This window comes from Solitalea canadensis DSM 3403, assembly GCF_000242635.2.
Classification (GTDB): domain Bacteria; phylum Bacteroidota; class Bacteroidia; order Sphingobacteriales; family Sphingobacteriaceae; genus Solitalea; species Solitalea canadensis.
The window spans coordinates 4,754,434-4,775,651 of sequence record NC_017770.1 but is presented as its reverse complement, the minus strand read 5'-3'; the positions used below and the strand labels follow the sequence as shown (position 1 = coordinate 4,775,651).

Below are 21,218 nucleotides of genomic sequence, written 5' to 3'. Positions count from 1 at the left end.
AATAGTTAGGCTCATTTTAACGATTAAAAGTGTATATTATGGTTATGAAAAACCAACCAATATATCTCGCTTTTGTCGCACTAATGAGCCTTGCGCTTTTAGTGAATTGTTCTGGGAAGAGCAATTCGGGCGACGGTACCCCCCAACAACCGGGTAGTTCTGTAGCATTAGGATTAGTAACTGAAGGCCTGGAATCCCCCGTTGAAATGGCGGTCCCGGATGATGGGTCCAAACGATTGTTCATTGTAGAACAAAAAGGAACGATCAAAATTATTGAAAACGGAAGCCTAATCTCCACTCCTTTCCTGAATGTAAGTAGTAAAATGGTAGAAATGAACGATAGGTACACTGAACGTGGACTTCTCGGATTAGCTTTCCATCCTCAGTATAAAACAAATGGGAAGTTCTACATTTATTACTCAGCCCCCTCATCTGCTGCCGGGAGTGATCACAAAAGTATTTTAGCCGAGTATAAAGTCTCCTCAAACGCCAATGTAGCTGATGCTTCAGAGCGAATAATAATGGAAATTGAAGAGCCAGAATCGAATCACAACGGAGGGCATATGGAGTTTGGTCCTGATGGTTTCTTATATGTGGGATTAGGTGACGGAGGTGGTGCCGGTGATGAACATGGAACAATAGGAAACGGCCAAAATCTGAATACACTTTTAGGAAAAATAATCAGAATTGATGTAAACAGTGGCGATCCTTACGGTATCCCAGCTGACAATCCTTTTTCAGGCCCTAATCAACGTAAAGAAATATGGGCATATGGCTTCAGAAATCCTTGGAAGTTTTCTTTTGACAGAAAAAACACTGGTCGCCTGTTCTGCGCGGATGTGGGACAAAACAAATATGAAGAAATCAATATAGTTGAAAAGGGAAAAAATTACGGATGGCGGATAATGGAAGCATCTCATTGCTATAACCCTGCTACAAACTGTGATCAAACCGGCCTAACTCTTCCTATTTATGAATATGACCATGACAACGGAGTAAGTGTAACAGGAGGCTATTTTGCCTGCAGTGAGGCGGTTCCTGCACTATTAAACAAGTATGTTTTTGCTGATTGGACAGGTGTTTTTTTCACACTGTCGGGTAGCGGAACAACATGGAGTGGAGAAAAACTGGAGGTTAAAAATAAACCGGAAAATTTGCGTGTATTAAGCTTTGGAGAGGACATGGATCATCAGCTTTATGTGCTTACGAGTTTAGACACACAACCATTAAGTCCAACGGGAGCTGTTTACAAATTAATAGCAAGCGATTAATTATTGTCTTAGTCCGCAGTCTGTGAAAAGTATTGTTTTTAAAACCTATTTTTGGGCTTTCAAAATTAATAAGTCTTGAACGAAATAAAACAACACTTTTCAGAAGCGCATGACGTTTTAACAGCGTTTCTGACTAATGATAAAAATTTTGAAGCACTTGAGACTGCCGGACAATTAATGGTTGATGCATTAAAAAGTGGCAAAAAGATCATTTCGTGTGGAAATGGAGGCTCTATGTGTGATGCAATGCATTTTGCTGAAGAACTATCGGGCCGCTACAGGAATGACCGAAAGGCATTGGCTGCCATCTCGATTTCTGATCCCTCACATATGAGCTGTGTTGGTAATGATTACGGTTATGCTTATGTGTTTTCAAGGTATCTTGAAGCTATCGGACAAAAAGGTGATGTTTTATTGGGAATAAGTACAAGTGGAAATTCTGAGAATGTACTGAATGCCATTAAAGTTGCCAAAGAGAAAGGAATCTCTATTATTGGACTTACTGGAAAAGATGGTGGAAAAATGTCGGCTGAATGCGATGTAGAGATCAGGGCTCCACATTCTACATACGCTGATAGAGCGCAGGAGATCCACATCAAATGCATTCACTCCTTAATTGATTATATCGAACGAAATGTTTTATAAAATAAAGAAGGCTGGAAATTCCAGCCTTCTTTATTAATAATGATATCTGCATTGTAAAACGATTATAGAATCATTGTCTATCCGATAAACAAGACGATGTTCCAGGTTTATTCTACGAGACCTCCAACCAGCCAAATTATGCTTTAATGGTTCAGGTTTTCCGTTGCCATCGTAAGGTTGTCTTTCAATTTCTTTTATCAGGTTGTTAATTTTTTTGAGGATTATTTTATCTGTCAATTGCCAAAACAGATAATCATCCCATGCGTCACTTAAAAAAACAATCTTCATTCTTCAATTAAATCCCGCTGTTGCCCCATGCCTTTATTATATTCATCTATGCCTTTTAATAGTCGGAGTGCATTGTTTGGACTCTTAAGCAAGTAAAAAGTTTCTTGCATGCTTTCATAGTCAGACTTTGACAGAACTACTACATCTTCACCATTATTCCTCGTAACAAATAAGGGCGAATGACTTGATAAAACCTTATCAAGGAATGTCTTAAGGTTTTGCCTGAAGTATGAGTACGTTGTAATTTCCATCTTCAATAGTATTTTTGAACAAAAGTAAACAAAAAAGCGTGTTGTACAAAATTTTGTACAACACGCTTTTTTGTTTAAAGTAGATTATTCTATAACAATCCGCTCAACGATAAATTCTTTCGATTTCTCAATATCAATGGATAGTTGACGATCTTCAGTAATGAATGCTACCTCTTTTCTAAAATCCACTAATAATTTCTCAATAAAAGGTGAGGATTTCAACGGCTTGCGCAGTTCTAATGCCTGAGTGGCATTCAACCATTCAATACCTAATATAGAAACCAGGTTTTTTACAACCTTATGAGCTTTAACTGCAGCATTGGCTCCCATACTTACATGATCTTCTTGTCCGTTTGAAGAAACAATAGAATCTACAGATGCAGGAGTACATAACTGTTTGTTCTGACTTGCAATTGATGCCGCTGTATACTGAGGAATCATTAAACCTGAATTCAAACCTGGTTTTGCCACTAAAAAGGCAGGCAATTTGCGTAAACCTGAAATCAATTGAAATGTTCTTCTTTCTGAAATACTTCCAAGTTCTGACAATGCCAGACACAAGAAATCTAATGCCAATGCCAGTGGTTGTCCATGGAAATTACCTCCTGAAAGAATTTTATCGGCTTCTGGAAAAACGTTTGGATTGTCAGTTACAGCATTGATCTCAGTTAAGAAAACCCATTCCACATAATTAATCGCATCTTTTGATGCGCCATGTACCTGCGGCACACAGCGGAATGAGTATGGATCTTGTGTCTGTTTACCGCCCTGGCTGATTAATTCACTTCCCTCCAAAATCTCAGCAATAAATTTGGCTGTTTCCAACTGGCCTTTATGCGGACGGATTTGGTGAATCAGTTCATTAAAAGGATCAATTCGACAATCAAACGCATCAATTGATGTAGCCGCTACCACATCTGCAACACGTGAAAGTTTCTTAGAAAGCAACAAACAATGAACACCATAAGCACTCATAAACTGAGTTCCATTGATCAATGCTAAACCTTCTTTTGCTTTCATATGCAACGGTTCCCAGCCGAATTGCTGAAGCATAGCCGAAGAAGCTTTTTTCTTTCCTTCTACATAAACTTCACCTAAACCTAATAATGGCAATGAAAGATGAGCAAGTGGCGCTAAATCCCCGGAAGCACCTAATGAGCCCTGTGTATAAACTACAGGCAATACATCATGATTATAAAAATCAATTAGACGTTCAACTGTTGAAAGTTGCACACCAGAATGACCATAACTTAACGATTGGATTTTCAATAGCAACATTAATTTCACGATCTCCTGTGGAACCTCATCCCCGGTACCACAAGCATGTGATTTCAACAAATTGCTTTGTAAGGTTTCCAGTTTATCATTATCAACAGAAACATTTTGTAATGATCCAAAACCTGTATTAATGCCATATATAGGCTCAGTGCTCTCCTTAATTTTCTCGTGCAAATAATTAAAACACGCCGTAATCTTTTGAGCAGATTCAGGAGAAAGTGCCAATTGTTGTCCATTCTCCACAATTGAGCTAATCAGCTCCAATGTAATGGGAGCTGTACTAATATGATGTACCTTCATTCTTTTGGTTTATTGATTATTGATTGATGCCCAAAAATAGAAAAAGATTTTAACACCTCATCCCCAACCCTTCTCCTCAAGAAAGAGAGTTTCCACTCTAAAATGATTTTATTAAGCAATAAAACCTTTATACCATTCCGAGCGCTCCCTTCTTCTTAAGGAGAAGGGCCGGGGATGAGGTATATCTCCAATTAAAAATTACCTTTACATTTGTACGTCTCATAACCATATCCGTTTTGACTAAAAAATTATTCCTGTTAGATGGTATGGCGCTGATTTATCGCGCCCATTTTGCATTAAGCAAAAATCCTCGTTTCACTTCATCCGGCCTCAACACTTCGGCAATGATGGGTTTTACGAATACCTTGTTAGAGGTGATTAAAAAAGAACAACCTACACATATTGCTGTAGTATTTGATACTGATGCTCCAACAGAACGTCATACTGACTTTGAACATTATAAAGCGCATCGCGAAGCAATGCCCGAGGATCTTTCAGCTGCATTGCCATATGTAAAGCGAATTATTGAAGGCTTCAATATTCCGGTTATCACTTTTGATGGTTATGAGGCAGATGATATTATAGGAACTTTAGCAAAAAAAGCTGAACAACACGGATTCATTACCTATATGATGACGCCTGACAAGGATTTTGCACAGCTCGTAACTGATAAAATTTTCATTTATAAACCTGCACGTATGGGTAACGAAATGGAAATTATGGGGGTTAAGGAAGTATTGCAAAAATGGGAGGTAGAGCGTGTTGACCAAGTAATTGATATATTAGGTTTATGGGGCGATGCAGTTGACAATATACCTGGCGTTCCTGGAATTGGTGAAAAAACGGCAAAAACATTGATCCAGAAATACGGCTCAATGGAAAACATCTTCGCCAATACACACGAATTAAAAGGAAAACAAAAAGAAAATCTGGAAACATTTAAAGAACAAGGATTACTTTCTAAAAAGTTAGCTACCATTCTTGTTAATGTTCCGATTGAACTTGATGATGATGCCCTAAAACTTAAGGAGCCAAGCAAGGAATTGTTAGAGCCTCTTTTTGCTGAACTTGAATTCAGAACTATAGGAAAACGTGTTTTCGGTGAGCAATTTGTTGTAACTGGCGGTCAGGCAATGCAAAATCGCAACATGCAAACAGATCTGTTTGGAAATCCGGTTGGCGGGCCGGCAATTACGGTAGCTGTGCAGATTGAAGAAGCGGAAGAGGAAGCCTACGAAACGCCAACCAGTTTTAAAACGATTGCCAATACTGAACACAATTACCAAGTTCTTAACACCGCCGAGGAAAGACAGCAACTTCTTTCGCAGTTATTAATGCAAAAGTCTGTTTGTTTTGATACTGAAACCACCGGAACTGATGCTAATAATGCAGAACTTGTTGGTTTTTCTTTCTCGTGGAAAACTGGTGAAGGTTTTTATGTTCCCGTTCCAGAAGATCAAATCGAAGCGCAAAAGATTGTTAACGAATTTAGAAGTTTCTTTGAGAATGCAGCGATTGAAAAGATTGGTCAAAATATAAAATATGACATTTTGATCCTGAAATGGTACGGAATTGAAGTGCAGGGGGTATTATTTGACACCATGCTCGCTCATTACCTGATCGATGCTGACACTCGTCATAACATGGATTTTCTGGCTGAATCTTACCTGAATTACTCCCCGATTTCCATTACTGAACTGATTGGCAAAAAAGGCAAAGGTCAGGATAACATGCGCAATGTGGATGTTGATAAAGCCGGTGAATATGCGTCTGAAGATGCCGATATTACCCTTCAACTTAAACATGCCTTTGAACCTATTCTTCCAACACTAAATGCTGATAAATTAGCTCGCGAAGTAGAAAATCCACTTATCTATGTTTTAGCCGACATGGAAAAAGAGGGCATTAAAATTGACGAAAAAGGCCTTGCAGATTATTCTAAGGAATTACAAAATGATATCACCCGTTTAGAACGTCAGATCTACGAAAAAGCAGGCGTACGTTTTAATATTGCTTCTCCAAAACAATTAGGAGAAGTATTATTCGAGAAACTTCAACTCGACCCTAAAGCTAAAAAGACCAAAACCGGCCAATATCAAACTGGCGAAGATGTGTTGACGGCTTTGGCACCCAAGCACGAAATGGTTCAGGATGTTTTGGATTTCCGACAATTGCAGAAACTGAAATCTACTTATGTAGATGCACTTCCGTTGATGATCAATCCTAAAACGGGACGAGTACACACCTCGTTTAACCAGGCTGTAGCAGCAACAGGAAGATTGAGTTCAGTAAATCCGAATTTGCAAAATATTCCGATCAGAACCGAAAAGGGTAGAGAAGTAAGAAGAGCCTTCATTCCTAAAAATGATGATTTCATTCTTCTTTCTGCCGATTATTCGCAGATCGAACTTCGTATTATCGCCGAAATCAGTAAAGACGAAGGTATGTTAGATGCTTTCCTGAAAGGATACGATATTCACCGGGCTACTGCGGCAAAGGTTTATGGCGTCACATTGGATGAAGTTACTTCTGATCAACGCAGAAATGCAAAAGCGGTGAACTTTGGTATCATTTACGGTCAATCAGCTTTCGGTTTGTCTCAAAACCTTGGCATTCCCCGTAAAGAGGCCGCTGAGATTATTGACGAGTATTTCCGCCAATATTCAGGTATTAAACAATACATGAGTGATACGATGAACTTTGCTCGCGAAAACGGTTACGTTCAAACTATTTTAGGTAGAAGAAGATACCTGCGCGACATTACCTCTGCTAACGCGGTGGTTCGTGGATTCGCCGAACGAAATGCGATTAACGCCCCAATTCAAGGCTCTGCAGCCGATATGATCAAAGTCGCCATGATTAATATTCATCGCGAACTAAAATCCATGAAAGTAGAAACCCAGATGATATTGCAGGTGCATGATGAGCTGGTTTTTGATGTTCCTAAAACAGAAGTAGAACGAGTTCGCCCTGTTATTGAAGAATTGATGAAGTCAGCTATAAAAATGGAAGTTCCAATCCTTGTAGAAAGTGGTTTAGGCCAAAACTGGTTAGAAGCGCATTAATTTAGTCCTGAGTCTGGAGTTAAGAGTCTGGGGTCAAGAGTCCGGAATGTATAAAAGAAGAAGGCTTTCAATTATGAAAGCCTTCTTCTTTTATACTATTTAATTCTCTGCGTTATAGTTTGCGACTCAAGACTCCGGACTCAAGGCTCTCGACTAAAAAACCTCCAACTTCGTCACTACCGGAAAATGATCAGAATATCGTTGTGGATATACTTTATATTCTACCACATTCCATGTATTCTTCTTTGAAAGCAAGATATAATCAATCCGTTTTTGAGTTCCGTTAAAATCATAGGTGTAAGCAGAGTTACCGGTATCTTGCCATTTTTTCTTGATACTATCAAATTCAAGATCGGCAGGATCAATATTCAGATTGCCAGCAAAAATAACCGGATTATCCGTATTTGCGGCTTTGGTAATTGCATTCAACTGATTTTCCCGATTGGCCCCATATTTATCATCAAGATTGGCACAAATGAAAGTCATGCTCTTATTTCCCTCCATCTTAACATCAGCTATTATTGCAGTTTGAGGAGTTCCTAACTTATTGTCAGGTAATTTTATAATCCGCGTAGAAGTAATCGGCCATTTTGATAGCAAAAGTATTCCGGTCTTACCATTATCTATCTGTTGTGACGCAGAAAACACTTTATATAAACTAGTGATCTGTTCAAATTCCTGAGGCTGATTCACTTTTCCGGATCGTGTTGTTACACTATCTACTGCTTGCAGAGCAACAAAATCTGCTTGCATATCATAAAGAAATTTACCAACATCCTCGATATTGGATTTATTCTCAAAAGGATTCTCACCATACTTTATGCTGTAAGTAATAACTTTCAGCTTGGTTTGAGCATACGATTTAGCAAAAGCTATTGGCAACAAAAAAGTAAAAAGAGTTACGACACTTCTCATAATTTACAGTTTAACGGTTAACAAGATAACGATTTAACCTCAGAGAAGGATATATTGATACATTGGGTTACCCGCAAAGTAACAAAAATATTATATTCCACAAAGTCGATAGAGAGAAGAACTATGATTTTTTGAAATTCTAATCCTTTTCTAATGTAAAACTTTCAGCGTCTGTAAACTCCAATTCCCAAAAAACATTAACTTTACCGCTTCGGGTTGTGTCAAAATGTCTGTACAAATCATTTGGCTCGATACTTGAGTTTTTATTGCAGTAAAATTTTAGAAGAATGTTAGGGTTTTTAACAAAACTATTCGGCAGCAAGTCGGAAAGAGATATCAAAGCCTTGCTCCCGTTAGTTGAGCAGACGAAGGCAGAATACTCCAAATTACAGAGTCTTAGCCATGATGAACTTCGTGCTAAGACCATTGAGTTTAAACAGAGAATTGCGGATCATCTTAAAAGCATAGATGAGCAAATCGACAGTCTTCAAAAAGAAGGTGAAGACCTAACGATTGGCATTACTGAAAAAGTAGGCATCTATGAAAAAGTTGATAAACTAAAAAAAGAACGAGATCAGGAGTTAGAAAAGGTTCTTTTGCAATTATTGCCTGAAGCCTTTGCTGTTGTTAAAGAAACCGCTCGTCGCTTTACTGAAAACACTCAAATAGAGGTAACTGCTACACAAGCTGACCGTGAATTGGCGGCTCGTAAGAGCAATGTGATCATCAACGGTGACAAAGCCATTCATAAAAACACCTGGTTAGCTGCTGGCAATGAAGTAACCTGGAACATGATTCATTATGATGTGCAGTTATTGGGTGGAGCGGTTTTACACCAGGGTAAAATTTCGGAAATGGCTACCGGTGAGGGTAAAACCCTTGTGGCAACATTACCGGCTTACTTAAATGCAATTGCAGGCCAGGGCGTTCACATTGTAACCGTGAATGATTACCTAGCTCGTCGTGACAGTGAGTGGATGGGCCCTCTGTATGAGTTCCATGGCTTAACTGTTGATTGTATCGATAAACACCAACCTAACTCAGAAGAACGTCGTCAGGCTTACTTGGCAGATATTACTTTCGGTACGAATAACGAATTTGGTTTCGATTACCTGCGCGACAATATGGCACGTAATCCGGAAGAGCTGGTTCAACGTAAATTACACTATGCAATGGTGGATGAGGTTGACTCCGTTTTAATTGACGATGCTCGTACTCCTTTGATTATCTCAGGACCAATTCCACGCGGAGATCAACATGAATTCTATGATTTAAAACCACGTATCGAGCGCTTAGTTAATGCTCAAAAAAATGCAGTAAACGGATTTATCACCGAAGCTAAAAAAGCCCTTGCTGAGAGCAAATCTGATGAGGGAGGTTTAGCCTTATTACGTGCATTCCGTGGTTTACCAAAAAGCAAAGCGTTAATCAAGTTCTTAAGTGAACAAGGTATGCGCCAGGTGTTGCAGAAAACTGAAAACTATTATCTGCAGGATCAACAAAAAGAAATGCCAAAAGCCGATGCGGAACTATTCTTCGTAATCGACGAAAAAAATAACTCAATTGAGCTTACTGAAAAAGGTATTGAAATGATCACCGCTACCGGTGAAGACCCTCATTTCTTCATTATGCCTGATGTTGGTAATGAAATCGCTGAAATTGAGAAATCAACCCTTTCTGATGAAGAGAAAATTGCACGTAAAGATGAATTAATGCGTGACTTCTCTGTTAAATCAGAGCGTATCCACTCGATCAACCAATTATTAAAAGCTTATACCTTATTTGAAAAAGATGTTGAATACATCATTGATGAAGGAAAAGTAAAAATCGTTGACGAACAGACAGGTCGTATCATGGAGGGTCGTCGTTATTCGGATGGCTTGCACCAGGCGATCGAAGCAAAAGAGAATGTTAAAGTTGAAGACGCAACACAAACTTTTGCTACTATTACCTTACAGAACTACTTCCGTATGTATCACAAACTTTGTGGTATGACCGGTACAGCTACAACAGAAGCGGGTGAGTTCTGGCAAATCTATAAACTGGACGTTGTTGAGGTGCCTACAAACAGAGGAATTTCTCGTAAAGACCAGGAAGATTTAGTTTATAAAACTGCGCGTGAAAAATACAATGCCGTTGTTGATGAGATTGTAAAACTTACCGAGGCAGGTCGCCCTGTGCTGGTAGGTACAACCTCAGTTGAAATTTCGGAATTATTAAGCCGTATGCTTAAGCTTCGTGGCATCAAGCACAACGTACTGAACGCAAAATTACACCAACGTGAGGCTGAAATCGTTGCTGAAGCTGGTCAGGCTAGTACAGTAACTATTGCCACCAACATGGCTGGTCGTGGTACCGACATTAAGTTAGGCCCAGGCGTTAAAGATGCCGGAGGTTTAGCAATTATAGGTACCGAACGTCATGAATCGCGTCGTGTTGACCGTCAGTTACGTGGTCGTGCAGGTCGTCAGGGAGATCCGGGATCTTCACAATTCTTCGTTTCCTTACAAGATGAGTTGATGCGCTTGTTCGGCTCTGAGCGTATTGCTTCTTTAATGGATAAAATGGGATTAGAAGAAGGTGAAGTAATTCAGCATTCAATGATCACCAAATCTATTGAACGCGCCCAGAAAAAAGTAGAAGAAAACCACTTCGGTACTCGTAAACGTTTGTTAGAATATGACGATGTGATGAACTCACAACGTACTGTTATCTATAGCAAACGTCATAATGCATTATTTGGTGAGCGTTTGGAGGTTGATATCGACAATATGATTTTCGATACAGCTGAAGAACTTGTTCAACAATATAAAGAAGACCGTAACTACGAAGGTTTCAAACTTGAATTGCTTCGTTTATTCGCTTACCATACAGAAATGGATGAAAAAGAGTTTCTGGATGGAAATTCGGCAAGTACGGTGTCAACTGTATATCAACAATTAGCCGATCACTATCGTCGTAAATCAGAAGCTATCGGAAATACTGCTTACCCAGTTATTAAAGATGTTTTTGAAACCAGAGGAGAAGTGATTGAAAACATTGTTGTTCCTTTCTCTGATGGCGTTCGTGGAGTTCAGATTCCGGTAAACCTTAAGAAAGCATATGATACTCATGGCGCTGAAGTAGTTAGAGCATTCGAACGTTCTGTATTGCTATATACGATTGACGATGCTTGGAGAGAGCATTTGCGTGAGATGGATGAGTTAAAACAGTCCGTTCAAAACGCTGTTTACGAACAAAAAGATCCTTTATTGGTGTACAAGTTTGAATCATTCAATTTATTCAAGCAACGTTTATCAAGCATTAATAAAGATGTGATCGACTTCTTATTCAAAGGAACTATTCCAATGAATGAGCCAGAGGAAGTTCGTGAAGCTGCTCCGATTCAACGTACTGATTTGAGTAACTTAAAAGTAAGTCACCCAGAATATCAAGATAATGGAGGCCATTTACCTGCAGACCTTGCAGCTGATGTTGCAGTAAAACAACAGCCTGTTAGAGTTGATCCAAAAATCGGCAGAAATGATCCTTGTCCATGCGGAAGTGGCAAAAAATACAAAAACTGCCACGGAGCCGGAATGGCATAAAAAAATTAAAAAAACAGCTATAGAGTACAATTCCGAGCATTCGGAATTGTACCTTTATATTTTAATTTAAAATCATTCATTGTTCAATGTTGACAGGAAAAAGGATTTTTATAGTGCTCTCACTGCTTCTGGCAGTTCCGGTACTGGTTTGTGCACAACAGAAACCCACTAAACCGGTTACCAAACCCTCTACTACTACCAACAAACCGGGTCAAAAACCGGCCACTACTCCAGCTAAACAAAACGCTCCGGCTAAACCAACTACGGTACCTGCTGTTAAACCAGAAAAATCACCTGTTGAAGCTCCTAAAAAACCATTGATTGATGATAATTCTGGCTTTGAAAACACTTCAATTGTTAGAGACTCAATCTTATTATCAAATGTGGAAGTGGTGGCTCAACCAGGAATCAATGAGCTACTGGCAAAACGCATTGAGATCAACAGAAAACCACCAGCTTTTGGATTTCGTTTACAAATTTATTCTGGACCTAACAGAAATGAGGCTTATAGCCTGCAAATAAAGTTTGCCCTTAAATACCCTGAATTAGGAAGTTATTTGAGTTATCAAGTCCCAAATTATAAATTAAGGGTTGGCGACTTTGCAACTCGTACAGATGCAGAACGCGTAAAAAAATTACTTGATAAAGACTTTGATGTAGCATTTATCGTTTCTGACAAACTAAACCAACAAAAGGTTTATCAAGAAGGAGAAACGGAATTACCTCAGTAAAATAGTCCACAGTTAATAATTCATAACCTCTAGTTTCTTTTTAAGAATCATTGGTACCTGAATTATGTATCCATACCTAATTATATGTTAAAGGAAAAAATTCAGGCATTGGCAAAAGATATCCATCAGGAAACTATTGCCAATCGTCGTCATATACATGCCAATCCCGAACTTTCTTTCAAAGAATATCAGACATCAGATTTTATTGCCTCAAAACTAACGGAATGGGGAATTCCTTTCGAGAAAAAAGCTGAAACAGGTATTGTAGGCTTAATAAGAGGAGAGAAAACTTCAGATAAAGTTATTGCCTTACGGGCAGACATGGATGCATTGCCAATCATCGAAGCCAATAATGTTGAATATAAATCAATGAACGAAGGTGTAATGCATGCCTGCGGTCACGATGTACATAGCGCATCTCTTTTGGGCACAGCAAAAATCCTTTCTTCTTTAAAATCTGAATTCGGCGGAACTGTAAAATTGATTTTTCAGCCAGGAGAAGAATTATTGCCGGGTGGTGCAAGCATAATGATAAAGGAAGGAGTACTTGAAAATCCTAAACCAAATGGAATCATCGGGCAACATGTAATGCCGTTGATAGATGCAGGAAAAGTTGGATTCCGGTCAGGACAGTACATGGCTTCAACAGACGAACTTTACATAACCGTAAAAGGGAAAGGTGGACATGGAGCTCAACCTCACATGAATATTGATCCTGTTTTAATTTCAGCACATATTATTGTCGCATTACAACAAGTAGTCAGTCGTATTGCCGATCCTCGTTTACCTTCCGTCCTTTCTATTGGAAAGATCAATGCAAACGGAGCAACAAATGTAATTCCGAATGAAGTAAAAATGGAAGGTACTTTCCGCACACTTGATGAAAAATGGAGAAAAGAGGCTCATTTGCGCATGAAGAAAATTGCAGAAGGAATTGCAGAAAGCATGGGCGGAAGTTGTGATTTTGTGATTGCTAATGGTTATCCATTTTTGGTTAACGAAGAAAAAATCACGGAGGCTGCACGTAAATCGGCTGAAGAATACTTAGGTAAAGAAAACGTTGAGGACCTTGATATTTGGATGGCTGCAGAAGATTTCGCTTATTATTCACAAGTTACCAATGCATGTTTTTATCGCCTAGGAACTCGTAATGAAGCCAGAGGAATTACCTCTTCCGTTCATACCCCAACATTTGATATTGATGAGAAAGCTTTGGAAACCAGTACAGGGCTGATGGCATATATTGCAGTAAAAGAATTAGGTAATTAAAAAACTAATAATTGTATACAAAAAAGCTTCCTTTTAGGGAGCTTTTTTCATATATTAAGTATATAGATTTTGTATAGGCGGTTTTCGATACTCCACCACCAAATATGAATTTTCACCTTAAAGTGCTAAACTTTAGGGAAAATACCTAAACTAAACTTTGCGCTGATTTTATGAAATTTGTAGTCGTTGTACTATTGTTTACATTCATAAACCTTTATGGCTGGTGTCAGGCTGTAGACAATAAGTATGTCAACGAAGCGAAAAAGATAAAGCAGTTTAAGCTAACTGAATTAACACTTAAGGGTAGTCAGATTAAAACTACCGATACTGCAGCAATTGACCTCTATAATACCAGTCGACAACTATTAAGATTTAGATTCTTTAATAACAAACTAATCCCATTTCAATCAGACATAGTCTTTGAGCTATCTGAATATAATAAAGATGGAGATCTGTATAAACGGTCATTCTTTAATGCAGAAGGACAACCAGCAGGAATATTACCCGCAATTTCTAATCTTTCAGTTTCACAATATTTTATACTTAAAAAGAACGACTATTTGGCAAAGAAAAAATTATGGACCAGTGGAGAACCTCTTACCGATGATACCGATCAGAAAATCATATTAGAAAAGAGATATGACCCGCAGGGAAAGTTTATCGGCCAAATCTATTACTCAACAGAAGCTTATTTTAGAGAACATGACGGATTATTGGGTAAAGAGCAATAAGCAGGAACAATCTAATTTACATGTTATTACAAACGACTCTTGCTAGCAATTTTTAGTTGCTTACGTAACAAAAAAATTAACCTTCACTATAATATACTTTATTACCTTTAATGCAGTTAACCAAATATATATCATGAGAAAAACGATTATTACTCTTCTGGCAGCTATTCTTATTTCTGCAGCTGGTTCGGATGTTATGGCTCAAGGCATAAAGATGCCTGCTCCTAGTCCTACGCAAACCCTAAAGCAAGACTTTGCACTTTCTACTATTGAATTAACCTATTCTCGTCCGAGTATGAAAGGCCGTAAGATCTATGGCGACCTGGTTCCTTTTGGCAAACTTTGGAGAACAGGAGCTAATGCGGCAACAAAGATCAAATTCGGAGAAGATGTTAAATTAAACGGCGTAGCAGTTCCTGCCGGTGAATATGTTATTTACACAATTCCTACTGAAGGCGATTGGGAAGTAGTTATCAATAAAGGGTTGAAAAACTGGGGAATTGACGGATACAAACAAGAGGAAGATGTTGCCCGCTTTAAAGCTAAAACACGCAAACTGCCTTTCAGCGTTGAAACATTAACCATGACTATTGATAATGTTAAGCCTACTTCAGCCGATATTGATCTAATGTGGGATAACGTTGAGATGTACTTCACTGTGACTGCTGATATCGACTCAAAAATTATGGCTTCTATTGATGAGGCGATGAAAGGTGAGAAAAAACCTTATTTCCAAGCTGCTACTTATTACTACGAAACCAACCGTGATCTTAAGCAAGCATTAACTTGGGCTGATGAAGCAGTTAAGGCTCAACCTGATGCTTTTTGGGTGATGCACTTAAAAGCTAAGATTCAATACAAAATGAAAGATTACAAAGGTGCTATTACTACTGCTGAACAGTCAAAAGCTGTTGCAGCTAAAGCTAATAACAATGATTACGTAGCACTAAATGATAAATTAATTGCTGAAGCAAAAGGCAAATAATTAGCTAAGATATATCAGATTATAAAAATGGGATGCTTTACAGAGCATCCCATTTTTTGTTTGAACTGTAGCTCTAAGAATACATCAGTTACCCAAATTTTCATTTTATTAAGATTATTGGACTAGGTTTTTAGCAATTTCTTTAAAAATCCCCTATCACTAATTGAATTTAAATATTTGGTACTCAAATTGTTAAACAAATGCCATATCTATAGCACCTATGATGCGTATTATATGGTTTATTGAGTCAGTAAGAAAAAGAATATTATCTCATTACAATAAAATTATCAATCACTACACTTTAAAGCACAACAAAGTTGTTTACGAGACATTACCTACCATAAGTGGAGTACTAAAAATCCGTAATCAGGGGAAATTCGAAATTAAAAGAAATGTAAAATTCAACTCTTCAATAGAATCAAATTTTGTTGGCCTATTCAAGCCTTGCACCATTGCGGTAATGCCAACTGCTACATTAATTATCAAAGATAATTGCGGTTTCTCAGGAATCTCCATCTTCTGCTCAGAGCACATAACTATACACGAGAATGTTAATTGTGGAGGAAATGTATCAATTTGGGATACAGATTTTCATCCATTAGAATATTTATCAAGGAGAAATAATGAGTTGGAGACCATAAAAAAAGAGCCAATAGTAATTGAGCAAGACGTTTTTATTGGAGCCAATAGCATCATCTTAAAAGGAGTCACTATTGGAGCACGCTCAATTATTGGAGCTGGGAGTATTGTAACCAAGAATGTTCCTGCAGATGAAATTTGGGGTGGTAATCCAGCAAAATTTATTAGGAAAACGGAATAGAAAACGAATATTAACAACTCTTAAAATGCGCTCATGAACAGTGGTAAATCTGTCAAGAAAAACATAGTATCGCTGGGGATAGTACAGGTGGCAAACTTACTATTCCCACTCATTACTTTACCACTTATAGCCCGAATAATTGGACCTGAAAAATTCGGAGTGATTAATTATGCTTCTTCTGTTATCGCTTATTTTGTTTTAATCATCAACTATGGCTTCGACATGACTGCCACTCGGGAGGTTGCCCAAAACAAGGATAACAAAGAAATGCTTAATCACATATTTTCAAATGTATTTTATGCCAAGGCATTACTAGTCTTATTTTCTACCATCTGCTTTATCCCCTTACTATTCTATTTTCCAAATCTAAAAGACGAAAAGCTAGTTGCTGTATTTTCATTTTTGATCTGCTTTGCATGGGTAATTACTCCCAATTGGTTATATCAAGGTTTACAAGACCTTACTAAAATTGCCTTATTCAATCTATTCACCAAACTATTCTTTACCGTTGCAATTGTTCTCATCATTAGGCATGCAAATGATTATATATGGCAGCCATTAATCGTTAGTGGGTCACAGTTACTTGTCAGCATATTTTCATTTTACTGGGCATTTAAATGGTATGGCATAAAACTCACTGCATTTAACTTCAGTGCTGTTAAAAAGACGCTATTTGATGGGCGAATGATTTTTCTTTCACTGGTAACGATCAATCTTTATTCAACAACCAATATTATCATTTTAGGGCTATTTGAGTCGGTGGTACACGTTGGTTATTATACAGCAGCATTAAAGTTAATTGGTGTAATTAGAGCAATTTTCTTCCAACCTGTCAATCAATCTTTATTTCCCTTTATCGGAGATGCATTTGGCAGAAACAAAAATGACGGAATCGAAATGATCAAAAAGCTAATGCCTGTATAACCAAGGCGAGTATCTCGAAGAAACGATCAACAGTGTTCTTAATCAAAGCTATCCTAACATTGAATACTTTGTAGTTGACGGTGATTCAAAAGACAACTCAATAAGTATTATTGAGAAGTACCGACATCGGTTACATGGTGCAATTATTGAAAAGGATAACGGCCAAAGTGATGCAATCAACAAAGGTTTTAAGCTGGCTACGGGAGAGCTAATTGGCTGGATTAACTCTGATGACATTCTTTACAGTGATTGCATAAAAAACATAGTCGATCTCTACCTGCAACATCCGGAGGCTTCCATAATTTATGGAAAGAAAATTGACTACATTAATTCAAACAGCAAGAAAATTAATTCCAAGACCTTTAGTATTCCAAACAAGGCACATTTGGTTCATAAGGATTCAAGTGTTGTACAACCCGGATCATTTTATAACAGCAAGTATTTAAAACCCAACAACCTATTAAATGAAAAACTCCATTATTGTATGGACCTTGATTTATGGTTGCGCCTTTTAAATCACGGTCCCATTGTTTCTCATCCAGGCCCATTGTCGGCATTCCGATCTTATTCAACTAATAAAACCGCCACCGGAAACACCAAGTATTCTAAAGAAAGACGCTCAATTTTATACAAAAATGGAGCTACTATTCTTTCTAAGCCGGTGTGGTATTCTTATATGAGAGATTTCCGAAAGAGCATTGGTTTGAATTTTGGATTGAAGATTAAATTCAGAAACTGGGACCCTGATTTATCCTAATGAATTATCACCAAATCATTAAATTTGGTTATGATCTCATTTCCAAAAGACATTATTGCCACTTATGCTCATGTTGGTTTAAAACATGCTGAAATGGATGCTGTTACCATTCCCGCTGATGGTTCTTTCAAAGGCGGGAATGTTCTTCAAACTAAACATTGTCTTGAATTAGTGCTGTCAGGAACTATGCGGGTGCATTTTAATGATCAATACCAGGATATAACACAGAATGACATTCTATTCAAAAAAAGAGGAAATTATCAGTTGGAGCCCGATGAACAATATTCCGCAATATTATTTTTCATCGATGATGATTTTATTGTCGATTTTATAAAAGAAGTAGAAAGATTACCTGCACCTACACTTACAGCAGATCGTCCTCTTTTTCTTTTCAATAGCTCTGATTTCATTAAGAATAATATGGACCATGCTTTAAAGAAGATCATTAACTATGAAACCTTTTCACCTTGCATTGTTAAACTTACTGCATTACAAGTATTCTTTCAATTATTCTCTACAGAATCCTCCAAACAATTCATTGCCTATTTAAGGTTTTTGATAAAGGATCGAAAAGCCGATCTTAGCTATTTTATGGAAACTAATTTCACACAAAATCTGAGTTTAGAAGAAATGTCAAAATTAACCGGAAGAAGTTTAAGCGCCTTTAAAAAGGATTTTGTCAAACTTTTTGGAACATCGCCACAGCGGTGGTTGGTTAACAAAAGATTAGAACGCGCCCATTACTTACTAAACAAATCTGCAGATTCTGTAGCCACAATTGCTTATGAATGCGGATTTGAAAACACTTCTCATTTTTCACGCGTATACAAGCTAAAATACGGTGAAACGCCAACGACTTCACGTGTTTCATTGGCTGTTCAGGAGTAGCTTTTCAGCACATAAGTAAAACTTTTCAGCACAGCGTACCAGCTGATTCTTTTCCATATTTGTATCACTTAAATAGGATATAATATGAAAAGCGACGTACAAGTTCGTCTGTTGAGACACGCTACACTAACAATAGAAATAGCTAATACAAAATTCCTTGTTGATCCGTTATTTGCCGAAAAGGATGCTTATGATCCGCTCCCACACTCAGGCAATAACATTCGTTACCCAATGGTAGGATTGCCTTTTGATCAGTCGGAAATCGAACAAATAATTAATGAAGTGGATGCTGTCTTAGTAACACATATACACAATGATCACTGGGATACAGTTGCACAAGCCATTATTCCCAAAGACAAGCCTTTGCTATGTCAACCTACCGACCTAGACTTGCTAAAGCAACAGGGTTTTAAAAACGTAATGGCAGTAAATGATCAGTTAACCTATAATGGCGTTTCCATTAATAGAACAGGAGGACAACACGGAACAGGCGAAATAGGTAAAAAAATGGGTATTGTCTCAGGGTTTGTATTAAACGATGGAACAACCAAAGTATATGTTGCCGGGGATACTATTTGGTGTGAAGAAGTAGAAGAGGCGTTAAACAATTTCAATCCAACTATCACCATTGTAAATGCCGGTGCTCCCCAATACATGGTTGGCGATCCCATAACGATGACTCCTAATGACATTATGCAGGTTGCCAATCATCTGCCTTCCACTAAAATAATTGCAGTGCATATGGATACCGTAAGTCATGCAAAAGTGAGCAGAGTTGATTTGAGGAAAGAACTTTCTGCAAAAGATTATCTGGATAAGGTGCTGATTCCTTCAGATGGGGAAACTATGTTGTTTTAACAAGGTTTACACACCCTAACCCCTCTTGAGAGGGGTTAGGGTGTGTTATAATCAAAGAACTATCCTTTCGGAGTAAGCACCACAAAAGGAATAATCATTTCTTCCAGAGAAATACCACCATGCTGGAACGTATTGTTATAATAATTAACAAACTGGTTATAATTATTCGGGTAGATGAAATACTCATCTTCCTTAGCAAAAATAAAGCTCTGGCTTACATTTACTCTTGGCAAAAAGGCATCAGCAGGGTTCTTTACTAAAAACACTTCCTTGGGTTCGTAAGCAAGGTTTTTACCCTGTTTGTAACGCAGATTGGTGTTGGTATTCCTGTCGCCGATAACTTTACTTGGCGTTTTCACCCTTATCGTTCCGTGGTCAGTAGTGATAATCACTCTCACATTCTTTTGGGATATTTTTTTCAAAGCCTCCAATAACGGAGAATTTTCAAACCACGATAATGTAAGCGAACGGTAGGCCTTTTCATCCGATGCAAGCTCTCTGATCATCTCCATTTCTGTACGGGCGTGAGAAAGCATATCGACAAAGTTGTATACCATCACATTTAGCTGATTATTCATCAACAAATGAAGATTTTCTACCAATTCTTTACCCTGATCATACGTCAGCACTTTATTATAGGATATTTTCAGATCACGACGTAGTCGCTTAAGTTGTTCAACCAAAAACTCCTCTTCATACAGGTTTTTTCCACCCTCGTCGTCGTCGTTTTGCCACAAATTAGGGTGACGTTTCTCCATCTCCGAAGGAAGCAATCCTGAGAAAATTGCATTACGGGCATATTGGGTTGCTGTAGGAAGAATACTGTAATAAGTTTCTTCACTTTCAATTCTGAAATATTCAGCAATAATGGGACTGATAATTTTCCATTGATCATACCTTAAATTGTCGACAAGTACAAAAAATGTAGGTGCTGAATCGATAAAAGGAAAAACCTTTGTCCGCATCAGTTGATGCGATTGAGTTGGCGCATTTTCAGGATCATTAAGCCATTTCACATAGTTTTTCTCAACAAACTTGCTAAACTGCATATTGGCCTCACGCTTTTGCTGAGTCAGAATTTCATGCATTCCCTGATCTTCCAGGTTTTGAAGTTCAAGTTCCCAATACACTAATTTTTTATAAACATCCGCCCATTCCTCAAAGTTGAGATTATCATTTAGGGTCATTAACAGATTACGGAAATCTTGTTGATAAGCTGAGGCTGTTTTTGCTCCAACCAAGCGTTTATTATCTAGTATTTTCTTTATTGTAAGCAAAATCTGCTTAGGATTAACCGGTTTTATCAGATAATCCGCTATTTTAGCACCGATAGCATCCTCCATAAGGTATTCTTCTTCACTTTTAGTGATAAGAACAACGGGAACATCGGTATTTATATTTTTTATTTCAGTAAGCGTTTCAAGGCCGGTTAGGCCGGGCATATTTTCATCTAGGAAAATTAGATCGAAATGCTCAGATTTAAATGCATCTAAAGCATCACTTCCGTTCGTAACTGTTTTTACAGAATAACCTTTATCTTTTAAAAAAAGAATATGTGGCTTTAATAAATCAATTTCGTCATCAGCCCAAAGAATAGTTGGTTCCTGCATATTGTGTGTTGTTAGCGTTATTATTAATTAAAAAGGAGCTATAAA

Annotated in this window: 18 protein-coding genes; 13 read left to right on the top strand and 5 right to left on the bottom strand. The window is 37.9% G+C overall.

Annotation, left to right across the window (positions count from 1 at the left end):
• Positions 1-44: 44 nt before the first annotated feature.
• Complete coding sequence (locus SOLCA_RS20115; RefSeq protein WP_157604614.1) at positions 45-1,271, top strand: PQQ-dependent sugar dehydrogenase; 1,227 nt, start codon at positions 45-47, stop codon at positions 1,269-1,271.
• A 75-nt stretch (positions 1,272-1,346) separates the two neighbouring features.
• Positions 1,347-1,916 (top strand): D-sedoheptulose 7-phosphate isomerase, encoded by a 570-nt coding sequence (gene lpcA / locus SOLCA_RS20110; protein ID WP_014682316.1) that lies wholly within the window; start codon positions 1,347-1,349, stop codon positions 1,914-1,916.
• Positions 1,917-1,949: 33 nt separating this feature from the next.
• Here the strand turns inward: lpcA and SOLCA_RS20105 are convergent, their stop codons facing one another.
• The 3 genes from SOLCA_RS20105 to hutH form a co-directional block, all read right to left on the bottom strand.
• Positions 1,950-2,204 carry a Txe/YoeB family addiction module toxin gene (locus SOLCA_RS20105; protein ID WP_014682315.1) on the bottom strand — a complete coding sequence of 85 codons (255 nt, stop codon included), beginning with the start codon at positions 2,202-2,204 and terminating at the stop codon, positions 1,950-1,952.
• Positions 2,201-2,455, bottom strand: coding sequence for a type II toxin-antitoxin system Phd/YefM family antitoxin (locus tag SOLCA_RS20100; RefSeq protein ID WP_014682314.1), 255 nt, complete (start codon positions 2,453-2,455; stop codon positions 2,201-2,203). The genes SOLCA_RS20105 and SOLCA_RS20100 overlap by 4 nt, the downstream gene beginning before the upstream one ends.
• Before the next feature lie 84 nt (positions 2,456-2,539).
• Positions 2,540-4,033 (bottom strand): histidine ammonia-lyase, encoded by a 1,494-nt coding sequence (hutH, locus tag SOLCA_RS20095; RefSeq protein WP_014682313.1) that lies wholly within the window; start codon positions 4,031-4,033, stop codon positions 2,540-2,542.
• 266 nt (positions 4,034-4,299) lie between these two features.
• On the opposite strand from hutH, the gene polA reads away from it, so the two are divergent.
• On the top strand, positions 4,300-7,098 hold the full coding sequence (gene polA / locus SOLCA_RS20090) for a DNA polymerase I (protein ID WP_042480266.1): 2,799 nt from the start codon (positions 4,300-4,302) through the stop codon (positions 7,096-7,098).
• A 153-nt stretch (positions 7,099-7,251) separates the two neighbouring features.
• Here the strand turns inward: polA and SOLCA_RS20085 are convergent, their stop codons facing one another.
• Positions 7,252-8,013: an endonuclease/exonuclease/phosphatase family protein gene (locus tag SOLCA_RS20085; protein WP_014682311.1), complete on the bottom strand. Its 762-nt coding sequence runs from the start codon at positions 8,011-8,013 to the stop codon at positions 7,252-7,254.
• 287 nt (positions 8,014-8,300) lie between these two features.
• Here SOLCA_RS20085 and secA point away from each other — a divergent pair, with 287 nt between their 5' ends.
• From secA to SOLCA_RS20035, 10 genes are all read left to right on the top strand, one after another.
• A complete protein-coding gene (secA, locus tag SOLCA_RS20080) occupies positions 8,301-11,600 on the top strand; it encodes a preprotein translocase subunit SecA (protein WP_014682310.1) in 3,300 nt (1,099 codons plus the stop codon).
• Positions 11,601-11,713: 113 nt separating this feature from the next.
• Positions 11,714-12,331, top strand: a complete 618-nt coding sequence (locus tag SOLCA_RS22570; protein ID WP_217166151.1) for an SPOR domain-containing protein — start codon at positions 11,714-11,716, stop codon at positions 12,329-12,331.
• Positions 12,332-12,415: 84 nt separating this feature from the next.
• Positions 12,416-13,600, top strand: a complete 1,185-nt coding sequence (locus tag SOLCA_RS20070) for a M20 metallopeptidase family protein (protein WP_014682308.1) — start codon at positions 12,416-12,418, stop codon at positions 13,598-13,600.
• Positions 13,601-13,770: 170 nt separating this feature from the next.
• A complete protein-coding gene (locus SOLCA_RS20065; protein ID WP_014682307.1) occupies positions 13,771-14,331 on the top strand; it encodes a hypothetical protein in 561 nt (186 codons plus the stop codon).
• Between the two features lie 133 nt (positions 14,332-14,464).
• Positions 14,465-15,316 (top strand): DUF2911 domain-containing protein, encoded by an 852-nt coding sequence (locus SOLCA_RS20060; RefSeq protein WP_014682306.1) that lies wholly within the window; start codon positions 14,465-14,467, stop codon positions 15,314-15,316.
• Positions 15,317-15,536: 220 nt separating this feature from the next.
• Positions 15,537-16,136, top strand: coding sequence for an acyltransferase (locus tag SOLCA_RS23690; RefSeq protein WP_014682305.1), 600 nt, complete (start codon positions 15,537-15,539; stop codon positions 16,134-16,136).
• 33 nt (positions 16,137-16,169) lie between these two features.
• Positions 16,170-17,060, top strand: coding sequence for an oligosaccharide flippase family protein (locus SOLCA_RS20050; RefSeq protein ID WP_014682304.1), 891 nt, complete (start codon positions 16,170-16,172; stop codon positions 17,058-17,060).
• Positions 17,053-17,817, top strand: a complete 765-nt coding sequence (locus tag SOLCA_RS22950; RefSeq protein ID WP_014682303.1) for a glycosyltransferase family 2 protein — start codon at positions 17,053-17,055, stop codon at positions 17,815-17,817. The genes SOLCA_RS20050 and SOLCA_RS22950 overlap by 8 nt, the downstream gene beginning before the upstream one ends.
• Positions 17,818-17,847: 30 nt before the next feature.
• Positions 17,848-18,705 (top strand): helix-turn-helix domain-containing protein, encoded by an 858-nt coding sequence (locus SOLCA_RS22565; protein WP_014682302.1) that lies wholly within the window; start codon positions 17,848-17,850, stop codon positions 18,703-18,705.
• Positions 18,706-18,789: 84 nt separating this feature from the next.
• Positions 18,790-19,563 carry an MBL fold metallo-hydrolase gene (locus tag SOLCA_RS20035; RefSeq protein WP_014682301.1) on the top strand — a complete coding sequence of 258 codons (774 nt, stop codon included), beginning with the start codon at positions 18,790-18,792 and terminating at the stop codon, positions 19,561-19,563.
• Between the two features lie 59 nt (positions 19,564-19,622).
• Here the strand turns inward: SOLCA_RS20035 and porX are convergent, their stop codons facing one another.
• Positions 19,623-21,173, bottom strand: a complete 1,551-nt coding sequence (gene porX / locus SOLCA_RS20030) for a T9SS response regulator signal transducer PorX (RefSeq protein ID WP_014682300.1) — start codon at positions 21,171-21,173, stop codon at positions 19,623-19,625.
• Positions 21,174-21,218: the final 45 nt, after the last annotated feature.

What these genes read in the sequence shown, in the direction of transcription:
- SOLCA_RS20115 (WP_157604614.1), top strand. Translation starts at nt 45, where the DNA reads ATGAAAAACCAACCAATATATCTCGCTTTTGTCGCACTAATGAGCCTT.
- SOLCA_RS20105 (WP_014682315.1), bottom strand. Translation starts at nt 2,204, where the DNA reads ATGAAGATTGTTTTTTTAAGTGACGCATGGGATGATTATCTGTTTTGG.
- SOLCA_RS20100 (WP_014682314.1), bottom strand. Translation starts at nt 2,455, where the DNA reads ATGGAAATTACAACGTACTCATACTTCAGGCAAAACCTTAAGACATTC.
- hutH (WP_014682313.1), bottom strand. Translation starts at nt 4,033, where the DNA reads ATGAAGGTACATCATATTAGTACAGCTCCCATTACATTGGAGCTGATT.
- polA (WP_042480266.1), top strand. Translation starts at nt 4,300, where the DNA reads ATGGCGCTGATTTATCGCGCCCATTTTGCATTAAGCAAAAATCCTCGT.
- SOLCA_RS20085 (WP_014682311.1), bottom strand. Translation starts at nt 8,013, where the DNA reads ATGAGAAGTGTCGTAACTCTTTTTACTTTTTTGTTGCCAATAGCTTTT.
- secA (WP_014682310.1), top strand. Translation starts at nt 8,301, where the DNA reads ATGTTAGGGTTTTTAACAAAACTATTCGGCAGCAAGTCGGAAAGAGAT.
- SOLCA_RS20070 (WP_014682308.1), top strand. Translation starts at nt 12,416, where the DNA reads ATGTTAAAGGAAAAAATTCAGGCATTGGCAAAAGATATCCATCAGGAA.
- SOLCA_RS20065 (WP_014682307.1), top strand. Translation starts at nt 13,771, where the DNA reads ATGAAATTTGTAGTCGTTGTACTATTGTTTACATTCATAAACCTTTAT.
- SOLCA_RS20060 (WP_014682306.1), top strand. Translation starts at nt 14,465, where the DNA reads ATGAGAAAAACGATTATTACTCTTCTGGCAGCTATTCTTATTTCTGCA.
- SOLCA_RS23690 (WP_014682305.1), top strand. Translation starts at nt 15,537, where the DNA reads ATGATGCGTATTATATGGTTTATTGAGTCAGTAAGAAAAAGAATATTA.
- SOLCA_RS20050 (WP_014682304.1), top strand. Translation starts at nt 16,170, where the DNA reads ATGAACAGTGGTAAATCTGTCAAGAAAAACATAGTATCGCTGGGGATA.
- SOLCA_RS22565 (WP_014682302.1), top strand. Translation starts at nt 17,848, where the DNA reads ATGATCTCATTTCCAAAAGACATTATTGCCACTTATGCTCATGTTGGT.
- SOLCA_RS20035 (WP_014682301.1), top strand. Translation starts at nt 18,790, where the DNA reads ATGAAAAGCGACGTACAAGTTCGTCTGTTGAGACACGCTACACTAACA.
- porX (WP_014682300.1), bottom strand. Translation starts at nt 21,173, where the DNA reads ATGCAGGAACCAACTATTCTTTGGGCTGATGACGAAATTGATTTATTA.